This is a genomic window from Salisaeta longa DSM 21114 (assembly GCF_000419585.1).
GTDB classification, from domain to species: domain Bacteria; phylum Bacteroidota; class Rhodothermia; order Rhodothermales; family Salinibacteraceae; genus Salisaeta; species Salisaeta longa.
In genome coordinates this window covers 2,044,444-2,065,129 of sequence record NZ_ATTH01000001.1, presented here as the reverse complement: position 1 = coordinate 2,065,129, position 20,686 = coordinate 2,044,444, and the positions used below count along the sequence as shown (strand labels likewise).

15 protein-coding genes are annotated in these 20,686 nt (G+C 63.8%); 4 read left to right on the top strand and 11 right to left on the bottom strand.

Features of this window, described 5'->3' with window-relative positions:
* Positions 1-23: 23 nt before the first annotated feature.
* From SALLO_RS0108555 to SALLO_RS0108515, 9 genes are all read right to left on the bottom strand, one after another.
* Positions 24-662, bottom strand: coding sequence for a DUF4276 family protein (locus tag SALLO_RS0108555; RefSeq protein ID WP_022835892.1), 639 nt, complete (start codon positions 660-662; stop codon positions 24-26).
* Complete coding sequence (locus SALLO_RS0108550) at positions 659-1,828, bottom strand: AAA family ATPase (RefSeq protein ID WP_084696222.1); 1,170 nt, start codon at positions 1,826-1,828, stop codon at positions 659-661. The genes SALLO_RS0108555 and SALLO_RS0108550 overlap by 4 nt, the downstream gene beginning before the upstream one ends.
* Before the next feature lie 62 nt (positions 1,829-1,890).
* A complete protein-coding gene (gene uvrA / locus SALLO_RS0108545; RefSeq protein WP_022835890.1) occupies positions 1,891-4,785 on the bottom strand; it encodes an excinuclease ABC subunit UvrA in 2,895 nt (964 codons plus the stop codon).
* 189 nt (positions 4,786-4,974) lie between these two features.
* A complete protein-coding gene (locus SALLO_RS16185; RefSeq protein WP_157621347.1) occupies positions 4,975-5,508 on the bottom strand; it encodes an OmpA family protein in 534 nt (177 codons plus the stop codon).
* Between the two features lie 149 nt (positions 5,509-5,657).
* Positions 5,658-6,635, bottom strand: a complete 978-nt coding sequence (locus SALLO_RS0108535) for a sensor histidine kinase family protein (protein ID WP_169577907.1) — start codon at positions 6,633-6,635, stop codon at positions 5,658-5,660.
* A gap of 13 nt (positions 6,636-6,648) precedes the next feature.
* A complete protein-coding gene (locus SALLO_RS0108530) occupies positions 6,649-7,017 on the bottom strand; it encodes a response regulator transcription factor (protein WP_022835887.1) in 369 nt (122 codons plus the stop codon).
* 3 nt (positions 7,018-7,020) lie between these two features.
* Entirely contained in the window at positions 7,021-9,768 is a 2,748-nt protein-coding gene (locus SALLO_RS0108525; protein ID WP_022835886.1) for a sensor histidine kinase, read from the bottom strand.
* A complete protein-coding gene (locus tag SALLO_RS16180; protein WP_022835885.1) occupies positions 9,765-10,019 on the bottom strand; it encodes a hypothetical protein in 255 nt (84 codons plus the stop codon). Before SALLO_RS16180 ends, SALLO_RS0108525 begins: the two co-directional genes overlap by 4 nt.
* A 4-nt stretch (positions 10,020-10,023) precedes the next feature.
* A complete protein-coding gene (locus tag SALLO_RS0108515; protein WP_022835884.1) occupies positions 10,024-10,362 on the bottom strand; it encodes an ArsR/SmtB family transcription factor in 339 nt (112 codons plus the stop codon).
* 364 nt (positions 10,363-10,726) lie between these two features.
* Between SALLO_RS0108515 and SALLO_RS0108510 the strand changes: the two genes are divergently transcribed.
* Together SALLO_RS0108510 and SALLO_RS0108505 are read left to right on the top strand one after the other, a co-directional pair.
* Positions 10,727-13,864: a SusC/RagA family TonB-linked outer membrane protein gene (locus SALLO_RS0108510; RefSeq protein ID WP_022835883.1), complete on the top strand. Its 3,138-nt coding sequence runs from the start codon at positions 10,727-10,729 to the stop codon at positions 13,862-13,864.
* A 51-nt stretch (positions 13,865-13,915) separates the two neighbouring features.
* Positions 13,916-15,295 carry a RagB/SusD family nutrient uptake outer membrane protein gene (locus tag SALLO_RS0108505; protein WP_051141344.1) on the top strand — a complete coding sequence of 460 codons (1,380 nt, stop codon included), beginning with the start codon at positions 13,916-13,918 and terminating at the stop codon, positions 15,293-15,295.
* 126 nt (positions 15,296-15,421) lie between these two features.
* Here the strand turns inward: SALLO_RS0108505 and rsgA are convergent, their stop codons facing one another.
* Both rsgA and typA read right to left on the bottom strand, forming a co-directional pair.
* Positions 15,422-16,387, bottom strand: a complete 966-nt coding sequence (gene rsgA, locus SALLO_RS0108500) for a ribosome small subunit-dependent GTPase A (protein ID WP_022835881.1) — start codon at positions 16,385-16,387, stop codon at positions 15,422-15,424.
* A gap of 59 nt (positions 16,388-16,446) precedes the next feature.
* Complete coding sequence (typA, locus tag SALLO_RS0108495; protein WP_022835880.1) at positions 16,447-18,264, bottom strand: translational GTPase TypA; 1,818 nt, start codon at positions 18,262-18,264, stop codon at positions 16,447-16,449.
* 245 nt (positions 18,265-18,509) lie between these two features.
* Between typA and SALLO_RS0108490 the strand changes: the two genes are divergently transcribed.
* Positions 18,510-19,439, top strand: coding sequence for a dienelactone hydrolase family protein (locus SALLO_RS0108490; protein WP_022835879.1), 930 nt, complete (start codon positions 18,510-18,512; stop codon positions 19,437-19,439).
* An 87-nt stretch (positions 19,440-19,526) separates the two neighbouring features.
* Entirely contained in the window at positions 19,527-20,591 is a 1,065-nt protein-coding gene (gene hemE, locus SALLO_RS0108485; RefSeq protein WP_022835878.1) for a uroporphyrinogen decarboxylase, read from the top strand.
* Positions 20,592-20,686: the final 95 nt, after the last annotated feature.

The window sequence follows — 20,686 nt, the reverse complement described above, 5'->3', positions numbered from 1 at the left end:
CACCACGCACCCAATCTGGCGCCTCACAGACGTTCGAGAAACTCCACGAATGGCCCAAAGCCCTGTGGACATTGCTCAACGATGTCCTCGTACCGGGCCCTCGACAGAATAAGTGGCGCATCAATGGCGCCGCGGTAGCGAGTGCCGTGCGCTTCGAAAAGCTCTTCCACAATGCGCTTGGGCGGTTTATCATGATTTTGGTCTTCGACAGGTGTCTGCCAAGAGACAGGGAGCGAGTCGGTGCCAAGTCGTGCACCGAGTGAATTCTCAGCAGCAAGGACAAGAGCCTCCAGATCGTGCTTGAAACAGAACGCCTCGAAGCGCTGCCCCAGACGGGCGTCCTGAAGGCCTTTTTCCTGCACGTGGGCACGAAACGTTTCCTGCATTCCTTCACGAAGCTCCTCTACAGTTTCATGGGGAAAACCTGCATTTGGGGGATACAGGTCAGGCAAGGCTACCACACGTGCTTTCGGCCTGTTGCGCAGGATGTTTACCGCCCGGACGGGCACCTTGAGAAGAACCGATTTCTTCTTATGTCCTGTTGGGGCCCCAAAGAATTTGATATGTATCCCCCGCCGCAATTTTTCTTTTATGAGAGGGGCTAGCAACGCTTCCATGGCATTAGCATCCGACGGGCCCTCCACATACACGATAACGTTCATGCCAAACGCTCCAATTCATCGCTCCGATGCATGGCTTCCAGCTCTTCCGTGCCGAACTCTTCGAGGTTGTACATGAGCACCTTCGAATTCTTCGGTTTCAGGAATTGTGCCCCCCCATCCTCCTTTCGCATAACAGCGATCTGATCAATATCGAACTGCTTTAAAAAGTACGAATTGTGCGTGGCCAAGAGGACCTGCGTGCGTTCTGCCACTTTCTGAAAGAGACCGGCCAGGATCGGAAGGGTGCGTGGGTGTACGCCTTGCCCCGGTTCGTCAATGCAAATGAGCGTTGGAGGGCTGGGGTGAACCGACAGAGTGATCCAGCAGATAAGTCGGAGAATTCCGTCCGAGAGATCAGCTAGGCTAAGCTCTTCATCGACGCTCCCTTCCTGCCAAAAGGCGATCACCTCTCCAGGCCCGCCGCGTGCCTTCACGTTGAGCCCTTTAAAGCCGGGCACCGCCATGCGCAAGTGATGCTGCAGTTCGTCGAATGCTGTGCGGTGTTCGGTCATCAGATAATGCAGGACCGAACTCAAATTGCCTGCGTCCTCATGCAAGACCGGTTCTTGCTCAATGGGCACCGAACGCCGGATCGCCTGGTTGTTGATATTGAAGGCGTTGTAGAACCGCCATCCGCGAATGTATTCTCGAAGTTTGTAAAGCGTATCGAGTGCCGGATTCGTCATAGCGCTCAAAGCGAGCTGATTGGGTCGCTTGAGCGAAATATCTTGCTTGTTTAAATCGCCCGCTTCGTTGACGACCCCTTCGCGCTCCCGAATGTCCATGAAAATATACGGCTCGTCATGGGTTTGCCCTAGTGGTTCGGCGGTCTTCACTGATTCACTTGCTACATGTGTTTTGCCTACCGGCCCCAGTAGTTCTCCTTCATAGTGAAGCGGAACGGGATGCCCTGTATCTATCTCCACCGTCCATCGAAATCGGTCGGGCCCTGCGACATGAAAGATGCGCTGGCCGATTGAGCCTTCCACAATCTCCGGTGGAATATCGCTGTAAATCGAGTTTCGAAGGAATCGCAGAAACTCAAATAAACTCGACTTGCCAGATCCGTTAGCTCCTGCGATAACTTCCAGATTATCCAGTTGAGCGCTAAGATCTCTAAAGGGCCGGTAGCCTTGAAGTTGAAGCGAAAGTATACGGGAGCTCATGCGTTCGACCCACTTTATTGACGCAGGATACGTTGGAAAATCTAAAGAGAACGGTCTCTAACTTAAAGGATCTCGCGCAGATGGCGTCCCGTGTGGCTGGTGGGATGCGCCGCGACCGTTTCCGGCGTTCCGGCCACGACAACCTCGCCCCCCGCATCGCCACCCTCGGGCCCCAGGTCAATGACGTAGTCGGCGTAGGCAATCACGTCCAGGTTGTGCTCCACAATGACGACCGAGTGGCCGTGCGCTACGAGCTGATCGAAGGCGTGCAGCAGCTTCTTGATGTCGTTGAAGTGGAGGCCGGTGGTGGGTTCGTCGAAAATGTACAGGCGGCGGTCGGTGTGGCGGCCGCTGAGGTGGCTGGCCAGTTTGATGCGCTGCGCTTCGCCGCCCGAGAGCGTAGTGGACGGCTGCCCGAGCGTCAGGTAGCCCAAGCCAATGTCTTGCAGCACCTCCAGCTTGTTGGTGACCGACCGCTCGCCCGCAAAGAACGCTGCGGCCTCGTCGACGGTCATCTCTAGCACATCGGCGATGTTTTTGCCGTTATACGTCACGCTTAGCACTTCCTGCTTGTAGCGCTGGCCGTTGCAGGCTTCGCACTCCAGGTACAGGTCGGCCAGGAACTGCATCTCCACCTTCACGACGCCCTCTCCCTTACAGGCCTCACAGCGCCCCCCGGCCACGTTGAAGCTAAAGAACCCGGGCGCGTAGCCGTGAATCTGCGACTGGCGCGTCTCGGAAAAGAGCTTGCGGATGCCGTCGAAGGCACCGGTGTAGGTGGCCGGGTTGGAGCGCGGCGTCCGGCCAATGGGTTGCTGATCGACCAATTCCACCGCGTCGATGCGATGGTGGCCGCGAATGGCATCGTGGGCGCCCACTTTGTTGTCGCCGCTGCCGCCCTTCAGCCGGTCGAGCCCCTCGTACAGGGTTTGGTTGGTGAGGGTCGATTTGCCCGATCCGCTGACGCCGGTGACGCACGTAATCATGTCGAGCGGAAAGCGCACGTCGAGGTGCTTCAGGTTGTGCTGGCGGGCGTTTTCCACGATGATGCAGCGCTCGTCATTCACCGCGCGGCGCTCTGCGGGCGTGCCGATGGCCTCGCGCCCGCTCAGGTACCGCCCGGTAAGCGAGTCCTCGGCCTCCAGGATGTCCTCGTACGTCCCCTGAAACGTGACCTCACCGCCGAAGGCGCCCGAGCGCGGGCCCATGTCAATGAGCTGATCCGCGGCCCGCATGGTGGCCGGGTCGTGCTCAACCACAAGCACCGAGTTGCCAAGGTCGCGCAGGCGCCGCAGGATGTCGAGCAGGCGGTCGTTGTCGCGCGGATGCAGGCCAATCGTGGGTTCGTCGAGCACGTACAGCGATCCGACAAGCGAGGAGCCCAGCGACGTCGACAGGTTGATGCGCTGCGTTTCGCCGCCCGAGAGCGTTTGGGCCAGGCGGTCGAGGGTGAGGTACGTGAGGCCCACGTCCACCAGGTACCGGCTGCGTTTGCGGAGCTCCTCCATCACCCGGCCGGCCACTTCCTCTTCGTGAGCAGACAAGCGGAGCCCTTCGAAGAAGTCGCGCGCCGCTACGGTGGTCATGGCGCACACCTCGCCGATGTGCTTGCCGTTGATCTTCACGCAGCGCGCGTCCTCGTTCACGCGGTAGCCCTGGCAATCGGGACAGGTGGAGTAGCCGCGAAAGCGGGCCCGGAAGATGCGGTAATGGGTTTTGTAGGAGCGCTTATTCAGAAACTCGAAGAAGCCGTGCAGGCCAATGTAGTCGCCCTTGCCGTCCCAGATGAGGGTGCGCTCCCAGTCGTCCAGCTCGCGGTAGGGGCAGTCGATGTTGAGACCTTCCTCCGAGGCCACCGCGATGAGCTTCTTGAAGTGCTTCTGCCATTTGTCGGTGCGGAAGGGCGCGAGCGCGCCTTCGCGGATGGACAGCTCCTTGTTGGGAACGACCAGGTCGGGGTCGATGCCCGGCACGCGCCCAAAGCCCTGGCACGTGGGGCACGCGCCCACCGGGCTGTTAAAGCTGAACATGAGCGGCGTGGGCTCCTCGAAGCGGCGGCCGTCGCGTTCAAAAAACTTGCTGAAGCGAAGCGGCGCGGGCGTGGGGCCGTCGCGGCGCACCGGCTGAATCATGCACACGCCGGGCCCCTCGGTAAAGGCTTGCTCGGCCGACGCTGCGATGCGCGAGCGGGTGTCTTCGTCGCCCGCCTTCACCTTCAGACGGTCAACCAGTACGAGCAGCCGGTCGCGCCCATAGTTGTTCACCGTAGAAGGCGGCGTTTCGTTGAGGTCAAACACCTCGGGCTGCGCGCCATCGGCGGCTTGCTTTTCGGTGGGACGCAGCACGATGCGGTAAAAGCCCTGTTCGCGCAGGCTCTTGAGCTCGTCGCGCAGGGCAATGTCGCGGTGTTCGGGGACGGGGAAGCACAGGTAAAAGCGCGTCCCGTCCTCCAGGCGCTCCTCCAACGCTAGCGCCAGGCTGCGGGGCGTATCTTTGGTAACGGGCTCCCCACTGATCGGCGAGATGGTGGTGCCAATGCGGGCAAAGAGAAGCCGCAGGTGGTCGTAAATCTCGGTCTGGGTGGCCACCGTCGAGCGCGGATTTTTCCCCGCGGCTTTTTGCTCGATGGCGATGGCGGGGGCGAGGCCGGTGATAAGATCCGCGTCGGGCTTGTCCATCCGCTCCAGGAACTGGCGGGCGTACGCGCTGAGGCTCTCCACGTAGCGGCGCTGGCCCTCGGCGTAGATGGTGTCGAAGCAGAGGCTGGACTTGCCCGAGCCCGAGGGGCCGGTAAACACCACGAGGCGGTTGCGCGGGATGTCGAGCGAGATGTCTTTGAGGTTGTGTTGCCGGGCGCCCCGCACCACGATATGGTCGCGGGCTTTGGCGCGGGCCTCGGGGGAGGCGTTGGCAATCACCGGATCTTGCGTAGGGGCGGCGTCGAGGGTCTGCGTCATGGGCCGTACAGCAAACGGAACGGAGCGAGCATAGAGCAAAAGCGCTAGGAGTGCTCTACGACGTATCGCCCCGCGCGTGCCGCGGGCGGCGTGAAAAGATCGGCAGAGAATACCGCAGGCGCGCTGTGCGGCGTCAGGGCGGGCCTTACGACCTTCAGCGCAGTGCTCGTTTCGGACGCATTCGCACCGCTACGCGCCCGGGTCGGGGGCTGGCTCGTCGATCACAATCACCACACGGCGGTTTTGCTGGCGCCCGGTCGGCGTCTCGTTGCTGGCTACCGGTTGCTGCGGACCGTAGGCGCCAATTTCCAGCGTAGGGGTCTGGATGTTGTGCGCTTTGTCGAGGTAGTGCGCCACTGCCGCCGCGCGCTGCGCCGAGAGATACCAGTTGCTGGGGTAGGTGTCTTTCAGCGCTTCGCCGATTGGCATGCTGTCGGTATAGCCTTTGATGCGGAAGTCGCGATTCGGGTACTGCGACTTGATCTGTTGCGCAATCTGGTCGAGCGCGTCACGCCCGCGGTCCGTCAGCCAGGCGCTGCCCGACGGAAAGTAGATGGCCGGTTCGAGCTGGATGCTGCTGGGCGAGGCCGCCGCTGGCTCCGCCTGCAGCCGGCTGACCTGACTTCGCAGTTGCTGCACGGTTGCTTGCAACTGCGCGTTGGCCGCCTGGAGCGAGTCGGCGCGCGCTTGCACGTCTGCTACGTTTCCGCGTTGGCAGCCCATGCTAGCGACGAGGAGAGCTAAAAGCAGTATGAGACGCATCGTATGGAGGACCCTGTTGAGCAGAAAAGGTGATGGCTGCTTAATGAAAAAGATAACTGAATGTTTAAGATGCAACCCGTACGCCAAGATAGGGAGAGCAATACGCGTGGCTACGTGTGCGAGGGGGCGACGCGCTCGGTGGGCAGCAGCAGGCGCACGGCCGCGGTAGAAGCGTTTGCGGTGGGCCACAGCTGCGCTTCGTGGTCGTCCAGCACGTCCTGCACCGTCAGCTCTACGAGCGTATCGCCGGTGGGAAGCGGGCTGCCGTGCCAGCGCTGCAGGCGGGCCGTGGTGATGGCGGGCCCCGTCCAGCGAAGGTCAAGCGCGACAGTCGCCTCGCGCGGAACGATGTGCAAGGTTACCTTCGGGCATTGCGTTGCGTGCCGCACGCGGCGCACAAGAAACGAGACGAGCGGCGGAAAGGTCGAAGGGTGCACCGCAACCACAACGCGTGCATCGTCGGCCCGATGGATGGCGTGGGGCGCGGGAGCTCCGGCCGACGCGACGAGGTCGGCCAGGGCCTGCAGGTTCATGGGCTGGAGGTACGTGCTGGCGCGATAGTGCGCGGCGTAGGCCGACACCGCGGCCTCCAGTTGGTCGCTGAGCCGCACCGTTTGCTCCTCGATAATCTGCAGAAATTGGGTGGCGGCGGCCGTGTCAATCGACGGGAAGTGGGTCATCGTCTCCACGGCAGCGCGCACGCTAGCCAGCGGCTCGCGCATGGCTTCGATAAGGTCGCGCAGCACGCGCGAGGTGCGGGGCGGCGCGGCCTCCGGGGCGGCGCTCAGCAGCACATAAGGCGGCGCGGGCTGCACAACAAGCGCCCCAAGATCATCGGCCGATGCGTCGGACAGCGCAACAACCGTTGGAGGAGCATCGGGCGCAGCGTGCAGCGCCTGGCGCAGGGCGTCGCTCGGCCAGTCATCGAGCACGTTGGCACCCGGCGGCCCGGCGGCATTCGTTCCCGCCAAGAGGCGCTTGGCCCCGGCATTGCACGCTACGACGTCGCCGGCCGGCGTGCACAACAGCGCGGGCCTCGGCACGGCCGAAAGCAGCGCATCGATAAGGGCATCGTTTGTGGCAGACACGGGCATACGTCGGCTAGGCAGCGCGGAGCTGTTCCTGTACGGTGGCTACGACGGTTTCCACGCTGAATGGTTTGGTGATGTAGGCGTCTGCGCCCAGGGCCCGTCCCTTTTCGCGGTCGGCAGCGCGGCTTTTGACGGTGAGCATGACAATCTTTAGGTCGTCCCAGGCCGCGCGCGCTCGGATGGCCTCGCACAACGCGTAGCCGTCCTGGTTGGGCAGCATCACGTCCAGCAGCACCAGGTCGGGCAGGCGTTCCTCAAGGGCCGGAAGCACCGCTGCGCCGTCGGCAAGCACGTGCGTCTCGTGGCCGTGCTGTTGCATCAGGTATTCCAGCGGCAAAACAATGCTGGGCTCGTCGTCAACGATGAGAACGTACGCCATGGGTCAAGCAGGGCTTGGGGAGGCAGAAGACGGGGCGCGGTGCGACGCGGCTTGGGGGAGGCGTACCACAAACGTAGCGCCGTGGCCGGGCGTGCTTTCCACCCATACGTCGCCGGTGTGGCGGTGCACAATCTGGCGGGTGATAGCCAGCCCCAGCCCGCTGCCCGCGTGGGTGCCGGCGCGACGCTCCACCTGACGGAATTTCTGGAAGATCGCGTCCTGGTCGTCGGGGTGCAAGCCGGGGCCATTATCGGTAACGGCGAGTTGGATGTGCTCGCCCGTCGCGCGAAGGTGGAGGGCCACGTGCGGTGCGGTGTCGTCGGCAAACTTGGCAGCGTTCGAGAGGAGGTTGAGCACCACCTGCGTCAGCTGGTCGGCATCGCCGGTGACGGGCGTAGGCTGCACGGGGCGCGTCACCTCACACGCAATGTTGCGCCGTGCAAACGTTTCGCGCATCGCGTCGAGCGCGTCGGCGGTTATTTCGTTCAGGTCCACAACCGTAGCCGGCAGGGGCGCGTCGGCATCCAGGCGTTGCAGGTCGAGCACCTGGTTTACGAGCCGCGTCAGGCGTTCTGTTTCGCGGAGGATGGTGTGGGCAAACTGCTGCCGCTGCGCAGGGGCAAGCGTCTCGGCCGTGTGCATAATTTCGCTGATGGCGCGGATGGCCGTGAGCGGGGTGCGCAGCTCATGCGTGACGGTGGCCACAAAGTCATCCTTGAGGCGGTCGATGGCGCGCAGCTCGGCGTTGGCTTCTTGCAACTTCCGCGTGGCCTGCTCCAGGGCGTGGCGCTTTTGCTGCAGCTCGCGGTTGTACGCCACCATCTGCTGGGCTTCGTCGAGCAGGTCGATCACCTCCTCCATGCGGAGGGGCTGTTCGCGCACCACCGAGGCAATGACCACGCGGGCCGAGGAGGCCCCCAGCACGCCAGCCAGCACGCGCTCGGCAAAGTGGACGAGGGCCTCGTCGGCTTCGTCGAGGTCACGAAGCGCCAGGCCGTGCCGGTCGGCATACTCGTGCAGCACGCGGTCGGCCTCGCGCCAGCCCAGGTAGCGCCGGAGCAGCCGCCGCAGCTCGGCGACGGCAGCGGTGCCCCGCCACGCCGCGCGCCCCGCATCGGAGGCATAGTCGAACACATGCACGAAGCGTTCGGCTTGGGTGCGCTCCATCACCGAGGGCCGCGTGGCAATCGACACGCTCACGTACAGCAGCGCGTTGAGGCCGAGGCTCCAGAACAGCGCGTGCGGCACGTGACCCATCGTATCGAGGCCGAGCAGCGCGTACGGCTTGAGGAGCGCAACGCCCCAGGGGCCGTCCGTAATAAACGAGAGGGGGAGCCAGCCCGCCTCAGCCAGTGTGGGCAGCGGCAGGGTGTAACCCCACAGCCCAAAGCCCACCGCGAGGCCCGCCAAGGCCCCGTAGCGCGTGCCGCCGGTCCAAAACAATCCGCCCAGCATCGCGGGCGCCAGCTGCGCCACCGCAGCAAACGAGATGAGGCCAATCGACACGAGCGCGTACGTGCCCACCACCGAGCGGACGTACAGGTAGCCCAGCAGCAACACCGCCAGGATGGCCACGCGCCGGATGCCCAGAATGACGCCGGTGAGGCGCCGCCGCCGCGCCATCTGAAACGCCGGCACGCGCAGCAGCAGCGGCAGCACCAAGTCGTTGCAGATCATGGTGCTAAGGGCCGTAGCCTCCACGATGACCATGCCCGTAGCCGCCGAGAGGCCGCCAATAAAAGCCAGCAAGGCCAGGGCCGTTTGGCCTTCGGCCAGCGGAAGCGTAAGCACGAACATATCGGCATTGGCACCCGGCCCGAACGCCAACTGGCCCGCCACCGCAATAGGCAGCACAAACAGGTTAATGACCAGCAGGTACAGCGGAAAGCCCCAGGCAGCGGTGCGCACGTGGTCGGCGTCGGTGTTTTCGACCACGGTCACCTGAAACTGGCGCGGCAGCAGCAACACCGCAAGCAACGCCAGACCGGTAAGCCAAAACCAGTCGCCGTAGGTCGTTTCGGCACCCATGGTGTAGAGGGCCCGGATGGAGGGCACCGCGGCGCCCGCTTCAAAGAGGGCCCCGAAGCCGTCGTACAGCCCAAACGTCACGAACACGCCGACGGCCACAAACGCCACCAGCTTTACAACCGACTCGAAGGCGATAGCAGCCACCAAGCCCTCGTGGCGCTCGGTGACATCCAGGTGGCGGGTGCCAAACAAGATGGTGAAAGCCGCAAGCGCCAGCGCGCAGTAAAACGCCGTGTCGAAGTAAAAGGGCTCGTTGGGGGCTGCCGGGGGCGTGTGGGGAAATTGGGTGAGGGCCGCATAGCCGGCCGCTACCGCTTTCAGCTGAAGGGCGATGTAGGGCACCACGCCCACCACCGCCACCACGGTAGCCAGGCTGGCGAGGCGGGCGCTCTTGCCGTAGCGCGCGCCCAGAAAGTCGGCGATCGAGGTGAGGCGTTGGTGGGTGCTGATGCGAATCATTTTGCGCCAGATCACCCAGCCGCCCACCGCGAGGAGGGTGGGGCCGAGGTAGATGGTGAGAAACTCGACCCCGCCGGAGGCCGCGCGGCCCACGCTGCCGAAGAAAGTCCACCCGGTGCAGTACACGGCCATCGAAAGCGTATACACCGCGGGATGACTGACCACGCTGCGCCCGGAGCGCGCGCGGCGGTCGGCGCCGTAGGCCACTGCAAACAGCAGCCCCACGTAGCCCACAGCCAGACCGATGACAAGAGCAGGCGTCACGGCGAGGGCGGCGGCCGATGAGAACGAGCGGGCGGCGTGTCGTCGCGCGACGGCGGGGGCTTGCGCAGCAGGTAGGCGGTGCCGCCAATGAGTGCCGCCCAGATGACAAAGAGGGCAACGTACAGCAGTGGCACACCGCCTACGTACAGCGGGCGGTTAACGAGTGAAAGCAACGGGTAGTTGAGCAGCAGTGCGCCGCTTAGCGCAAGCACCCCAAGGGCCGCGCGCGTTCGGGCGTCGGCGGTACGCATGGCATCAGGAAGGTGTGGGCGATACGTTGGCGTCGGTTTCCTGCCGCAGTTGGTTGGTCACTAGCACGCAAAGGCCCGGCAGGCTGGGGTCATCCAGCGAGTAAAACGCCTGCACCCCCTCTTTCCGGCGGGCCACGAGGCCTTCGCGCATCATGATGCCCAGGTGCTTGCTCACATTCGCCTGCCGGTGGCCGGAGGCATCCACAAGCGCCTGTACGCTCAGCTCGCCATGCACGCGCAGCAGGTTCAGCAGCTCCAGGCGCACCGGCTCCCCAATAATTTTGAGGCGCTGCGCAACACGCGGAAGCAGATGATCGGGAATGAGGGGTGGGTGCTCAGGCATGGCGGGGACGGTTCGGCAGAAAAACGTACGTGGCTCGGTAGGAAAGCATCCGCGCGGGCCGGCCAGCCGGCAGCGTGTTCACACGGCTAGTTTTTCAGACAGAGCCTACAAAACTTAGGCGTTGCGGAGAGGGCTGTCAACCACGGCGGGCTCGTTCCGTAACGGACGGCTGGAAGCCCTTCCAAAGATTAAAAGCGCTTCCAAACGCGTAGGACTTGTGTTTCGTCTGTATTATGTGTAGGGTGAAGCCACCTACCGTGTTATGCTTGTGTTCCGAAGGCTTCTGTGCGCAATTTGCATGGGCCTCCGAACACTCCAGTTCACCGCGGGGGCCCGTGTGTTTAACGACTTTCGATACGTTTCCATGAGACGAGCGATACTCCTTTTACCCCTCTTCTTCCTTTGCACCCTGCCGGCGTTGGCTCAGGAGCGCGATCGCACGGTACGCGGAACGGTAACCGACGGCGAGAACGGGCGCCCACTAGCTGGCGCCACCGTCGTGGTAGCCGGAACGCAAATTGGCACGGCCACGAGCGCCCGCGGCACCTACAGCCTACGCGTACCAAGCAGCGCCGATTCGTTGCGGTTCTCCTTCGTCGGGTATCAAACGCAAACGGTGGCCCTGGGCAACAAGCGGGTGATCAATGTGACGCTGCAGCCCGACTTCCGCGAGCTCGATCAGATCGTGAAGGTGGGGTACGGCGAGCAGGAGCAGCGCTCCATCACCGGAAGTATTGCGCAGGTGTCGGCGCAAGACATCCAGAACCAGCCGGTAAACAGTTTTGAGGAAGCGCTGCAGGGCCAAGTGGCTGGCGTTACGATTACCAACGGGAATGGCAAGCTGGGGCAAGGCATTCAGGTGCGTATCCGCGGCGCTTCGTCAATTTCGGCAAGCAACGAGCCGTTGTACGTGGTGGACGGCATTCCGCTGACGACGCCAAACCTGTCGGGTAACGATGCGCCCACCAACCCGCTGGCGCAGCTAAACGTGAGCGACATCAAGTCGATCGAGATTCTGAAAGACGCGTCGGCTGCGGCCATCTACGGCGCGCGCGCTTCCAACGGCGTGGTGCTCATCACCACCAAGAGTGGCGTGGCCGGGGGCGGCTCGGAGGTAACGGTCAACATCCAGCGCACGGTAAGCAGCCCCACCAACACGGTGGACATGATGAACGCGCAGGAGTACGTCAGTTTCTACCAGGAAGCGGCGATCAACCGGGCCGAAGATGAGTTCGCGGCCGGTGCCTTCGCAAGCCGGGAGGCGGCCATTGCCTACTGGAAAGATTTTGTGCTGGAGACCTTTTACTTCGATTTTTTTGCACGGGGCACCAACTGGCGGGAGCAGCAGGTGGATGCCAACTGGCAAGACCAGGCGTTCCGCGACGATGCTGGCGGCTTTCAGGCCGACATCAGCGCGCGCGGCGGCGATGCGGACACGCGCTTTTACCTGTCGGGGACGTACAACATCCAAGACGGCATCCTCATCCGCGATAACTACGACAAAATCGCGGGCCGCGTGAATGTCGATCACACGTTCAACGATCGGTTTAACGTGGGCGGTAAGCTCAGCCTGACCCGCGTGAAGCACACGCGCTTGCCGGATGATAATCAGTTCTCGACGCCCATGCAGTTGATCGCGCAGATGCCGATCTCGCCGATCTATCAGCCGCAGACCGAAGGCATTGCCACCGGGCCCAACGGCTACCTGCAGCAGTACGTGCCCACCGACGACCTGAACACCGAGACCCTGTACTTCAACAACCTCTTGTATCAGGGCAATGTGCGGTACGACACGCGCATCTTTCGCAGCATTGGTAGCGCGTTTGCCGAGTATTCGTTCTTGCCCACGCTGAAGCTGCGTGGACAATTTGGCATCGATGTGCTGGATCAGAACGAAGATCAGTACTTCAACAGCCAAGTGGCCGACAATACCGGCGCGGCCCGCGGGTTGGGGGTTAACGCGTGGGATCGTGTGGTGAACTACAACGCCAATGCATTCTTGACGTACGATCGGGCGTTCAATGGCGTCCACGACGTGAAGGGCACGGTAGGAACGAGCATACAGGCCGTGCAGCAAGACGGGTCGTTTGTGCAGGGCGAGCAGTTCCCCAACGACAGCTTCGGTCAGGTGAACAGCGCGGCCGAGATCACGGGCGGCGGGGCGTACGAGACGGGCTACAGCTTCCTGGCCTACTTTGCGCGCGCCAACTACGGCTACGACGATCGGTACTTTCTCACGCTTAGTGGGCGCTACGAGGGCTCCTCGCGCTTTGGCGCCAACAACCGCTTTGGGTTCTTTCCGGCGGTTTCCGGCGGATGGGTGGTGAGCCAAGAGTCGTTCTTCGACGTGGGGGCGATCAATTACCTGAAGCTGCGCGCGAGCTATGGCCTTACGGGGAACGCGAGCATCGGTAACTTCCTCACGCAGGCGTTGTGGGGCGGCTTGGGCTACAGCGGGATTCCCGGCACGCAGCCCGTGCAAACCCCGAACCCCGATCTAAAATGGGAGCAAACCGCCCAGCTCAACACTGGCATCAACCTGGGGCTGTTTAACGACCGCATCACGCTAGAGGCAGACTACTACCGCAAGGAAACCCGCGACCTGCTGCTGGGCGTGAACGTACCCGGCACATCGGGCTTTCTGTCGCGCACGGTGAACCTCGGAAACCTGCAAAACTGGGGCATCGAAGCGCTCGTCGAAACGCAAAACGTGCAAAGCAGCAGCTTCAACTGGACCTCGTCGATCAACTTTGCGCTGAACCGCAATAAGATCACCGACATCAACGGACAGGTGATTGAGGGCGGCTTTGTGAACCGCGCCGTTGAGGGCGAGCCGATTGGCGTGTTTTACACGTATGAGTACGCCGGCGTCGACCCGCAAACGGGCGATGCGCTCTACTACGTCAATGAGCGCAATGCCAACGGCGACATCGTCAATCCGGAGGCCACCACCACCAATCCCAACGAAGCGAACCGTGTGGTGGTCGGCAGCCCGCACCCCGACTTTACGGGCGGCGTGGGCAACGAGCTGTCGTACAAGGGCTTCAGCCTCAGCTTCCTGTTCCAGTTTGAATACGGAAAGCAGGTGTTCGATGGGGGCGGCACGTTCAAAACCTCGAATGCGCGGTTCCTGGACAACCAGCTCGCCACCCAGCTCGATGCGTGGCAAGAGCCAGGCGACCAAACGGACGTACCCGAGGCCCGCTTGTTCGTGAACAACGGCGGCACCGAATCGAGCCGCTTCTTGTACGACGCCTCGTACCTGCGCCTCAAAAACGTGACGTTCGCCTACAACGTCCCCTCCCGGTTTCTGGAATCGGTGGGGCTGAGCCGGGCGCGCGTCTACGTAACAGGCATCAATCTGCTCACCTTTACCAAGTACCCGTGGTGGGACCCCGAGGTTAACGCCGACTTTGCAGCGGGCAATATCGGCCTCGGCAACGAGTTTTACTCCGCCCCGCAGGCCCGCTCCATCAGCGGCGGATTGCAGTTTAGCTTCTAACGCTGCACCCAGCCTGCGCAACCGTCCCACCTACTTTCTGCTACCGACCTTATGTCTATTCCATCCTTCCTTACTGCACGAACAGCCCTCTTGCTCACGGGCGCTCTCCTGGTGCTCAGCGCCTGCGACAGCTTCCTGGAGCGCACGCCCAAACAATCGATTCCCTCAGAAACGGCGCTCGCTACGCCGCAAAACGTTGAGGCGGCGCTGGTAGGCGCCTACAACGCCCTTGGCGATGCCGACTTGTACGGCGGGCAGTACATGATGTCGCCCGACCTGCTGGCTGACAACGGCGATGTGCAATGGACCGGCACCTTCGAGCAGCCGGCGGCCATCTGGAACAAAAATATCCTCGTGAGCAACAGCTTCATTGAGGCCCAGTGGACCGACGCCTACGAGACGATCAACATTGCCAACAACGTGCTCAGCGCGGTGGACGTCTTTGACGACGCTGCCACGGCCGAGCGCGTGCGCGGTGAGGCGCTCTTCATTCGGGGCATGCTGTACTTCGAGCTCGTGCGCCTCTTTGGCCCGCCGTGGAGCGCTGGCAATCCGGACCAAGCGCCGGGCGTGCCGCTGGTGCTGGAGCCCACCCGCGAGATTGGCGAAAACCTGAACGTGCCCCGCGCAAGCGTTGCGGCGGTTTATCAACAGGCGATCGACGATCTGACCACCGCGGCGAGCCTGCTTCCGGAGAGCAACGGCTTCTTTGCCGATACCTACGCGGCGAGCGCCATCCTCTCACGCGTCTACCTGATGCAGGGGCGCTACCAACTGGCAGCGGAAGCGGCCAATCGCGTGATCGAGTCGGACCTGTATCAGCTCGCGCCCACGTTTGCGCAGGCGTTCAACAACGTGAGTGACATTCCGGAGTACATCTTCGCGATACAGGTTACGGCGCAGGATGGCACCAACGACCTGAACACGTTTTACGGGTCGCAGGAGAACGGCGGCCGCGGCGACATCGACATCCAGCAGCAACACCTGAACCGCTACGCTGCCGGCGACGCACGCGGCGCGTTCTTCTACGTCGACGGCGAAAGCGTGGTGCGCACCGCAAAGTGGCGCGACGATGAGGCCGATCAGGCCAACATCCCGGTGGTGCGCCTTGCCGAGCTGTACCTGACGCGCGCCGAGGGAAATCTGCGGTCGGGCGCGGGCGTGGGGCCCAACACGCCCGCCGAAGATGTGAGCATCGTGCGCCAGCGGGCGGGGCTCAGCGCGGTGAGCAGCGTGACGGTGTCCGACATTTTGCGCGAGCGGCGGTTGGAGCTCTCCTTCGAGGGCAACCTCCTGCACGACCTGAAGCGCACGCAGCGCAGCGTAGGCTCCATCCCGTACGACTCGGGCCAGATTCTCTACCCGATCCCGCAGCGCGAGATCGACGCCAATCCGGCGCTGGAGCAGAATCCGTATTACAGCGGGGCGTGAGCCAAGCGGGCAAGGCGGCAAACGGGCATGGAGGGGATCGTCGCAGGGCGGCGATTCCCTCTTTGCGTGCGGGCTGCCACGCGCTCACCTGCTGACCTGCTGACGTTCCAGCCAGCGCTTTGTTTGCTACCGTCCGGTGCCTTCCTGGCCGTCCTGCAGCGAGTACAAGATGTTGCAGTAGCTCTCGTAGCGCATCGGGTGGATGGCGCCCGCGTCTACGGCGTCCTTCACCGCGCAGCCCGGCTCATGGTCGTGCGTGCAGTCGGGAAAGCGGCAGTCGTCCAGGTAGGGGATGAACTCCACGAAGAAGTGGCACAGGTCGGCCGGGTGCATGTCCAGCAGCCCAAACTCGCGGATGCCCGGCGTATCCACGATGTAGCCGCCAAAGGAAAGCGGGTGCAGCGTGGCGTAGGTGGTGGTGTGCGTGCCCTTGCGCGTCTTCTGGCTCACCGCGCCGGTGGCTACGTCCAGCGTATCCTCAACGGCGTTAAGCAAGCTCGACTTGCCCGTGCCCGAGGGCCCCGTCACGACGCTCACTTCATCGTGTAGGGCCTCGCGCAGCAGGTCGATGTTGGCCGGCGCGGTGGCGCTGGTTGGCAGCACCGGGTAGCCCAGGTCGTTGTACAGCGTGCAGAAGTCGTCCACCGCAGCGGCGTGTTCGGACGAGATGTCGTCCATGAGGTCGATCTTGTTGAGGATGATGCCCGCGGGCAGATCGAACACCTCGGCCATGACCAGAAAGCGGTCCACGAAGCCCGGATTGAAGCGCGGCAGATCGACCGCCTGCACGGCCCAGGCCCGGTCCACATTTGCCACGATTACGTGCTCCTCGCCGGCCCGCCGGCCCGCCGCGCGGCGGCTGAGCTTGGTCGTACGCTCGTGAATGTCCACGATAAGGCCCGTATCGTCCTGCTCGTTCATCCGCAGCGTCACCCGGTCGCCCACGGCCACGGGATTGGTCACGTCGTTATCGGCCAGACGAAACTTGCCACGCACCCGGGCGGGCACCGTCGTGCCGTCGTCGGTGCGTACGTCATACCAGCTGCCGGTGGAGCGGGTCACGATGCCTTCGCGGTGGGCGGTCTCGGCCATAGGCAGAAGCAATCAACAGGAGCGCAGGCGCGCTCGGCGGCGTGGGGCGAAAGCCAACGCTACGCCATCTGCGCCTTTTTGCGCTTGTGCGGGTCCAGGTAGAGCTTGCGCAGGCGAAAGCGCTTGGGCGTAATCTCGATGAGCTCGTCCGAGCGGATAAACTCGATGGCTTCTTCCAGCGACAGGTCGCGGGGCGGGGGCAGGCGCTCGAGCTCTTCGCCGGCGGCCGCGCGCATGTTCGTGAGCTTCTTCTCCTTCGTGATGTTGACGTCCAGATCTTGCGGGCGGTTGTTTTCGCCCACGATCATGCCTTCGTATACGGCATCGCCCGGCGCCACGAAGAAGGTGCCGCGGTCTTGCAGGTTCAGCAGCGCGTAGCCGGTGGCCTTGCCCTGGCGGTCCGCGACGAGGGCGCCGGTGGTGCGGTGCGGAATCTCGCCGGCCCACGGCCCAAAGTCCTCAAAGCGGTGCGTGAGCAGACCGGTTCCCTTGGTGTCGGTCAGAAACTTCGAGCGGTAGCCAATGAGCCCGCGGCTGGGCACGCGAAAGGTGAGGCGCACGCGGCCCGTGCCGTTGTTCACCATGTGCTGCATGGTGCCCTTGCGTTCGCCAAGGCGCTCCATCACGACGCCCATGTGCGTTTCGGGAATGTCGACCTCGGCAATTTCGTAGGGCTCCATCTGCTGGCCATCGATGGTTTTGGTGATGACCTGCGGCATGCCCACGCAAAACTCGTAGCCCTCGCGGCGCATCTGTTCGATGAGGATGGCCATTTGCAGCTCGCCGCGGCCGTACACGAGCAGCGTGTCGGCGGCGTCGGTGTCTTCAACGCGGATCGCGAGGTTGTTGCGGGCCTCGTCGAAGAGGCGGTCGCGCAGCTGGCGCGACGTGACGTAGTCGCCCTCGCGGCCGCTCAGCGGTCCGTTGTTTACGCGGAAAGCCATCGAGAGGGTGGGCTCGTCGACGTGCACGGGATCGAGCGGCGCGGGCGTTTCGGGATGCGAGAGGCTCTCGCCCAGCCCGATGCCCTCCACCCCGGCCACGGCCACGATGTCGCCCGGACCGGCCGTGTCGGCCTCCACGCGCTGCAGGCCCTCGTAGGTAAAGAGGGCCGTCACCTCGGCGGTTTCTTGCGAGCCGTCGCGGTGGCACAGGCTCACGCGCTGGCGGTTGCTGAGCGTGCCTTGCTCGACGCGGCCCACGGCCACCGGGCCGAGGTAGTTGTCGCGCTGCACGCTGGTGACGAGCACTTGCAGCGTGGCGCTGGGGTCGCCCGCGGGCGGCGGTACGGTCTCCAGAATTTGGTCGAGGAGCGGATGCAGGTCCGTCCAGGCGTCGTCATCGTCGAGGTTGGTGGTGCAGCGGCCCTCGGTGGCGATGGTGTACAGCACCGGAAACTCGATCTGCTCGGCATCGGCGCCCAGGTCGATGAACAAGTCGTAGATGGCGTCCAGCGTCTCGTCGGGGCGCGCGTCCTTCCGGTCGATCTTGTTGAGCACCACGATGGCAGGCAGCTCCAGCTCTAGGGCCTTCTGCACCACAAAGCGGGTTTGCGGCAGCGGCCCCTCGGCGGCATCCACAAGCAGCATGATGCCATCCACCATGCGCAGGGTGCGCTCCACCTCGCCGCCAAAATCGGCGTGGCCCGGCGTATCGACGATGTTGATCTTGTGTTCGCCGTAGCGCACCGCCGTATTCTTGGCCATGATGGTGATGCCCTTTTCGCGCTCCAGGTCCATCGAGTCCATCACGCGCTCCTGCACGTCCTCGTTGTCCCGAAACGTGCCGCTTTGCCACAGCATGGCATCGACGAGGGTGGTTTTGCCGTGGTCGACGTGCGCCACAATGGCGATGTCGCGGAGGTTGGTCTGCTGCATGGAAGGAGCGTATTGGCCGAGTAGAAGGATCGTAGCGGAAACGGGCGACCCGGCTGAAGTTTCCGCGGTCTAACGCCGAGGCGGGAGCGCAGCGCGCGTCCACGACACAATTCAACCATGCTTCGCGGGGCGCGCGGGCGGCGAAGCCGTAACATCTTTGTGTAGCGCCTTGCGCAGGAGGAACGGCCCGTGGTATGCTACACGTGCACACCGTCCACTGATTGTTGAAACGTCCGCCCAGCCCCATGATGCGCTCCGTCCCGGTTCTTCTCCTTTGTGCCTTTGTACTGGCCGCATGCGGCGGCTCCTCGTCCGATGCGCCGGCCGACGCTTCGTATGCCGACAGCATGGCGCAGCAGCATCAGGGGGATACGCCCGAGGCCACGGCGGCCGTGCGCGAGCCTCACATTCCGGTAAACGCGGCCACCGTGTCGTACCACACCACCGATGCCGGCGAGGCGGTGACGGGCTACATGGCGGAGCCGATGAATGCCGATTCGGTGCTTGCGCAGCGCGGCCTTACCCCCGACAGCACCCAGCTGCCGGGCGTGGTGCTCATCCATGAATGGTGGGGCCTCAACGACAACATTCGGGCCTATGCGCGCCGCGTGGCGGGCGAGGGCTACCGCGTGCTGGCTGTGGACCTCTACAACGGCATGACGGCGGAAACGCCCGAAGGCGCTCGCGACTTGATGTCGACCGCGATGCAGAACGAGGACCAGCTGCTGGCCAACCTTGCGGCGGCGCAAACCTTCCTGCGTACCGAGAGCGGCGCGCCCGAGGTGGCCGTAATGGGCTTTTGCTTTGGCGGCGGCATGGCCCTGCAGGCAGCGGTCAATCAGCCGAAGGCGTGGAACGGCGCCGTGGTGTACTACGGTCGCGTGGAAGGCGTTGAGCCGAGCGACGTGCGCCCCATCGCCTTTCCCATCGTAGGATTTTACGGCGGCCAGGATGGCAGCATTCCGGTGGAAGGGGTGACGGACTTCGAGGAGATGCTGGAGCAGGCCGGCGTAACGGCCAACATCTACATCTATGAGGATGCCGGCCACGCATTTGCAAACCCCTCGGGCACCAGCTTCAGCCCGAAGGCCGCGGCCGATGCGTGGGACAAGGCCACGCAGTTTCTCCGCAAATACCTGTACGATGGCCCGCCCGCTGCGGAACCCGCTTCGTAACCAGCGGTCGGCTTATGGCCATGCGCCCGGTGGCTTTCCAACGAGCTGCCGGGCGTTCGCTTGTCTGCTCTGATTGGACCCGTTGTTATGCCTTCGTTTCCGCCCCTGCAAAACGACTTGATCCTCCGCGCGGCCCGCGGGGCGCCCACCGCCCGCACGCCGGTGTGGATGATGCGCCAGGCCGGACGCTACCTGCCGGAGTACCAGGCGGTGCGCGCCAAGCATTCCTTTTTTGAGGTGGTGGGCACGCCCGAGCTGGCCGCCGAGGTGACGCTGCAGCCCATCGAGCGCTTTCCGCTGGATGCGGCGATCATCTTTTCGGACATCCTCGTCATCCCGCAGGCGCTGGGGCTCACGGTAGAGATGGTGCCGGGCAAGGGCCCGCACTTTCCCGAGCCGCTGGATGGGCCCGCGGCCCTCGATCGGCTCGTCACGCCCGACCTAGACGCGGCCCTCGGGCACGTGTTTGAGGCCCTTACGCTCACGCGCCATCGCCTCGACGGCCGGGTGCCGCTCATCGGCTTTGCCGGGGCGCCGTGGACGCTCATGGCCTACATGATTGAGGGGGGCGGCAGCAAGACCTACAAACAAGCGCGGGCCTGGCTGTACCGCCATCCCGACGCGGCGCACGCGCTCCTCGAACGCCTCGCTACCCTCATCGGCGACTACCTCGTGCGGCAGATCGACGCCGGCGCGCAGCTCGTGCAGGTGTTCGACTCGTGGGCGGGCCTGCTTGGCCCGTCTACGTTTCAGACGTTCGGCCTGCCGTACCTCACGGCAATTGCCGAGCGCGTGAAAGCAGCCCATCCCGACACCCCGGCCATTGTGTTTGCCAAGGGCGCGCCCTACGCGCTGGATGCCCTGGCCGACACGCCGTACGACGTCATCAGCCTCGACTGGACCATGGACCCCGCCGCGGCACGGCAGACGGTAGGCGCGCGGGCGGTGCTGCAGGGCAACCTCGACCCCTGCGCGCTCTATGCCGCCCCGGCCGACATCCGGCGGCACGTCCACGACATGCTCGCGGGCTTCGGGCCGCAGCCGCACATCGCCAACCTCGGCCACGGCATGCACCCCACCCACGACCCCGAGCACGCGCGCGCCTTCATCGAAGCCGTGCACGACGTCTCCGAGCAGATGCACGGCGGCTAGCACGCGTGCCGCGACGCCACGTATCAACCGGACGAATGCGCACGCTGCTGGTAGCGCGTTGCACCCGGCCGTGTCGATCCCTATGTTGAGGGTCC

Excerpts from the sequence above, each read along its gene's own strand:
- SALLO_RS0108555 (WP_022835892.1), bottom strand. The coding sequence starts at position 662 with ATGAACGTTATCGTGTATGTGGAGGGCCCGTCGGATGCTAATGCCATG.
- SALLO_RS0108550 (WP_084696222.1), bottom strand. The coding sequence starts at position 1,828 with ATGAGCTCCCGTATACTTTCGCTTCAACTTCAAGGCTACCGGCCCTTT.
- uvrA (WP_022835890.1), bottom strand. The coding sequence starts at position 4,785 with ATGACGCAGACCCTCGACGCCGCCCCTACGCAAGATCCGGTGATTGCC.
- SALLO_RS16185 (WP_157621347.1), bottom strand. The coding sequence starts at position 5,508 with ATGGGCTGCCAACGCGGAAACGTAGCAGACGTGCAAGCGCGCGCCGAC.
- SALLO_RS0108530 (WP_022835887.1), bottom strand. The coding sequence starts at position 7,017 with ATGGCGTACGTTCTCATCGTTGACGACGAGCCCAGCATTGTTTTGCCG.
- SALLO_RS16180 (WP_022835885.1), bottom strand. The coding sequence starts at position 10,019 with ATGCGTACCGCCGACGCCCGAACGCGCGCGGCCCTTGGGGTGCTTGCG.
- SALLO_RS0108515 (WP_022835884.1), bottom strand. The coding sequence starts at position 10,362 with ATGCCTGAGCACCCACCCCTCATTCCCGATCATCTGCTTCCGCGTGTT.
- SALLO_RS0108510 (WP_022835883.1), top strand. The coding sequence starts at position 10,727 with ATGAGACGAGCGATACTCCTTTTACCCCTCTTCTTCCTTTGCACCCTG.
- SALLO_RS0108505 (WP_051141344.1), top strand. The coding sequence starts at position 13,916 with ATGTCTATTCCATCCTTCCTTACTGCACGAACAGCCCTCTTGCTCACG.
- rsgA (WP_022835881.1), bottom strand. The coding sequence starts at position 16,387 with ATGGCCGAGACCGCCCACCGCGAAGGCATCGTGACCCGCTCCACCGGC.
- typA (WP_022835880.1), bottom strand. The coding sequence starts at position 18,264 with ATGCAGCAGACCAACCTCCGCGACATCGCCATTGTGGCGCACGTCGAC.
- SALLO_RS0108490 (WP_022835879.1), top strand. The coding sequence starts at position 18,510 with ATGATGCGCTCCGTCCCGGTTCTTCTCCTTTGTGCCTTTGTACTGGCC.
- hemE (WP_022835878.1), top strand. The coding sequence starts at position 19,527 with ATGCCTTCGTTTCCGCCCCTGCAAAACGACTTGATCCTCCGCGCGGCC.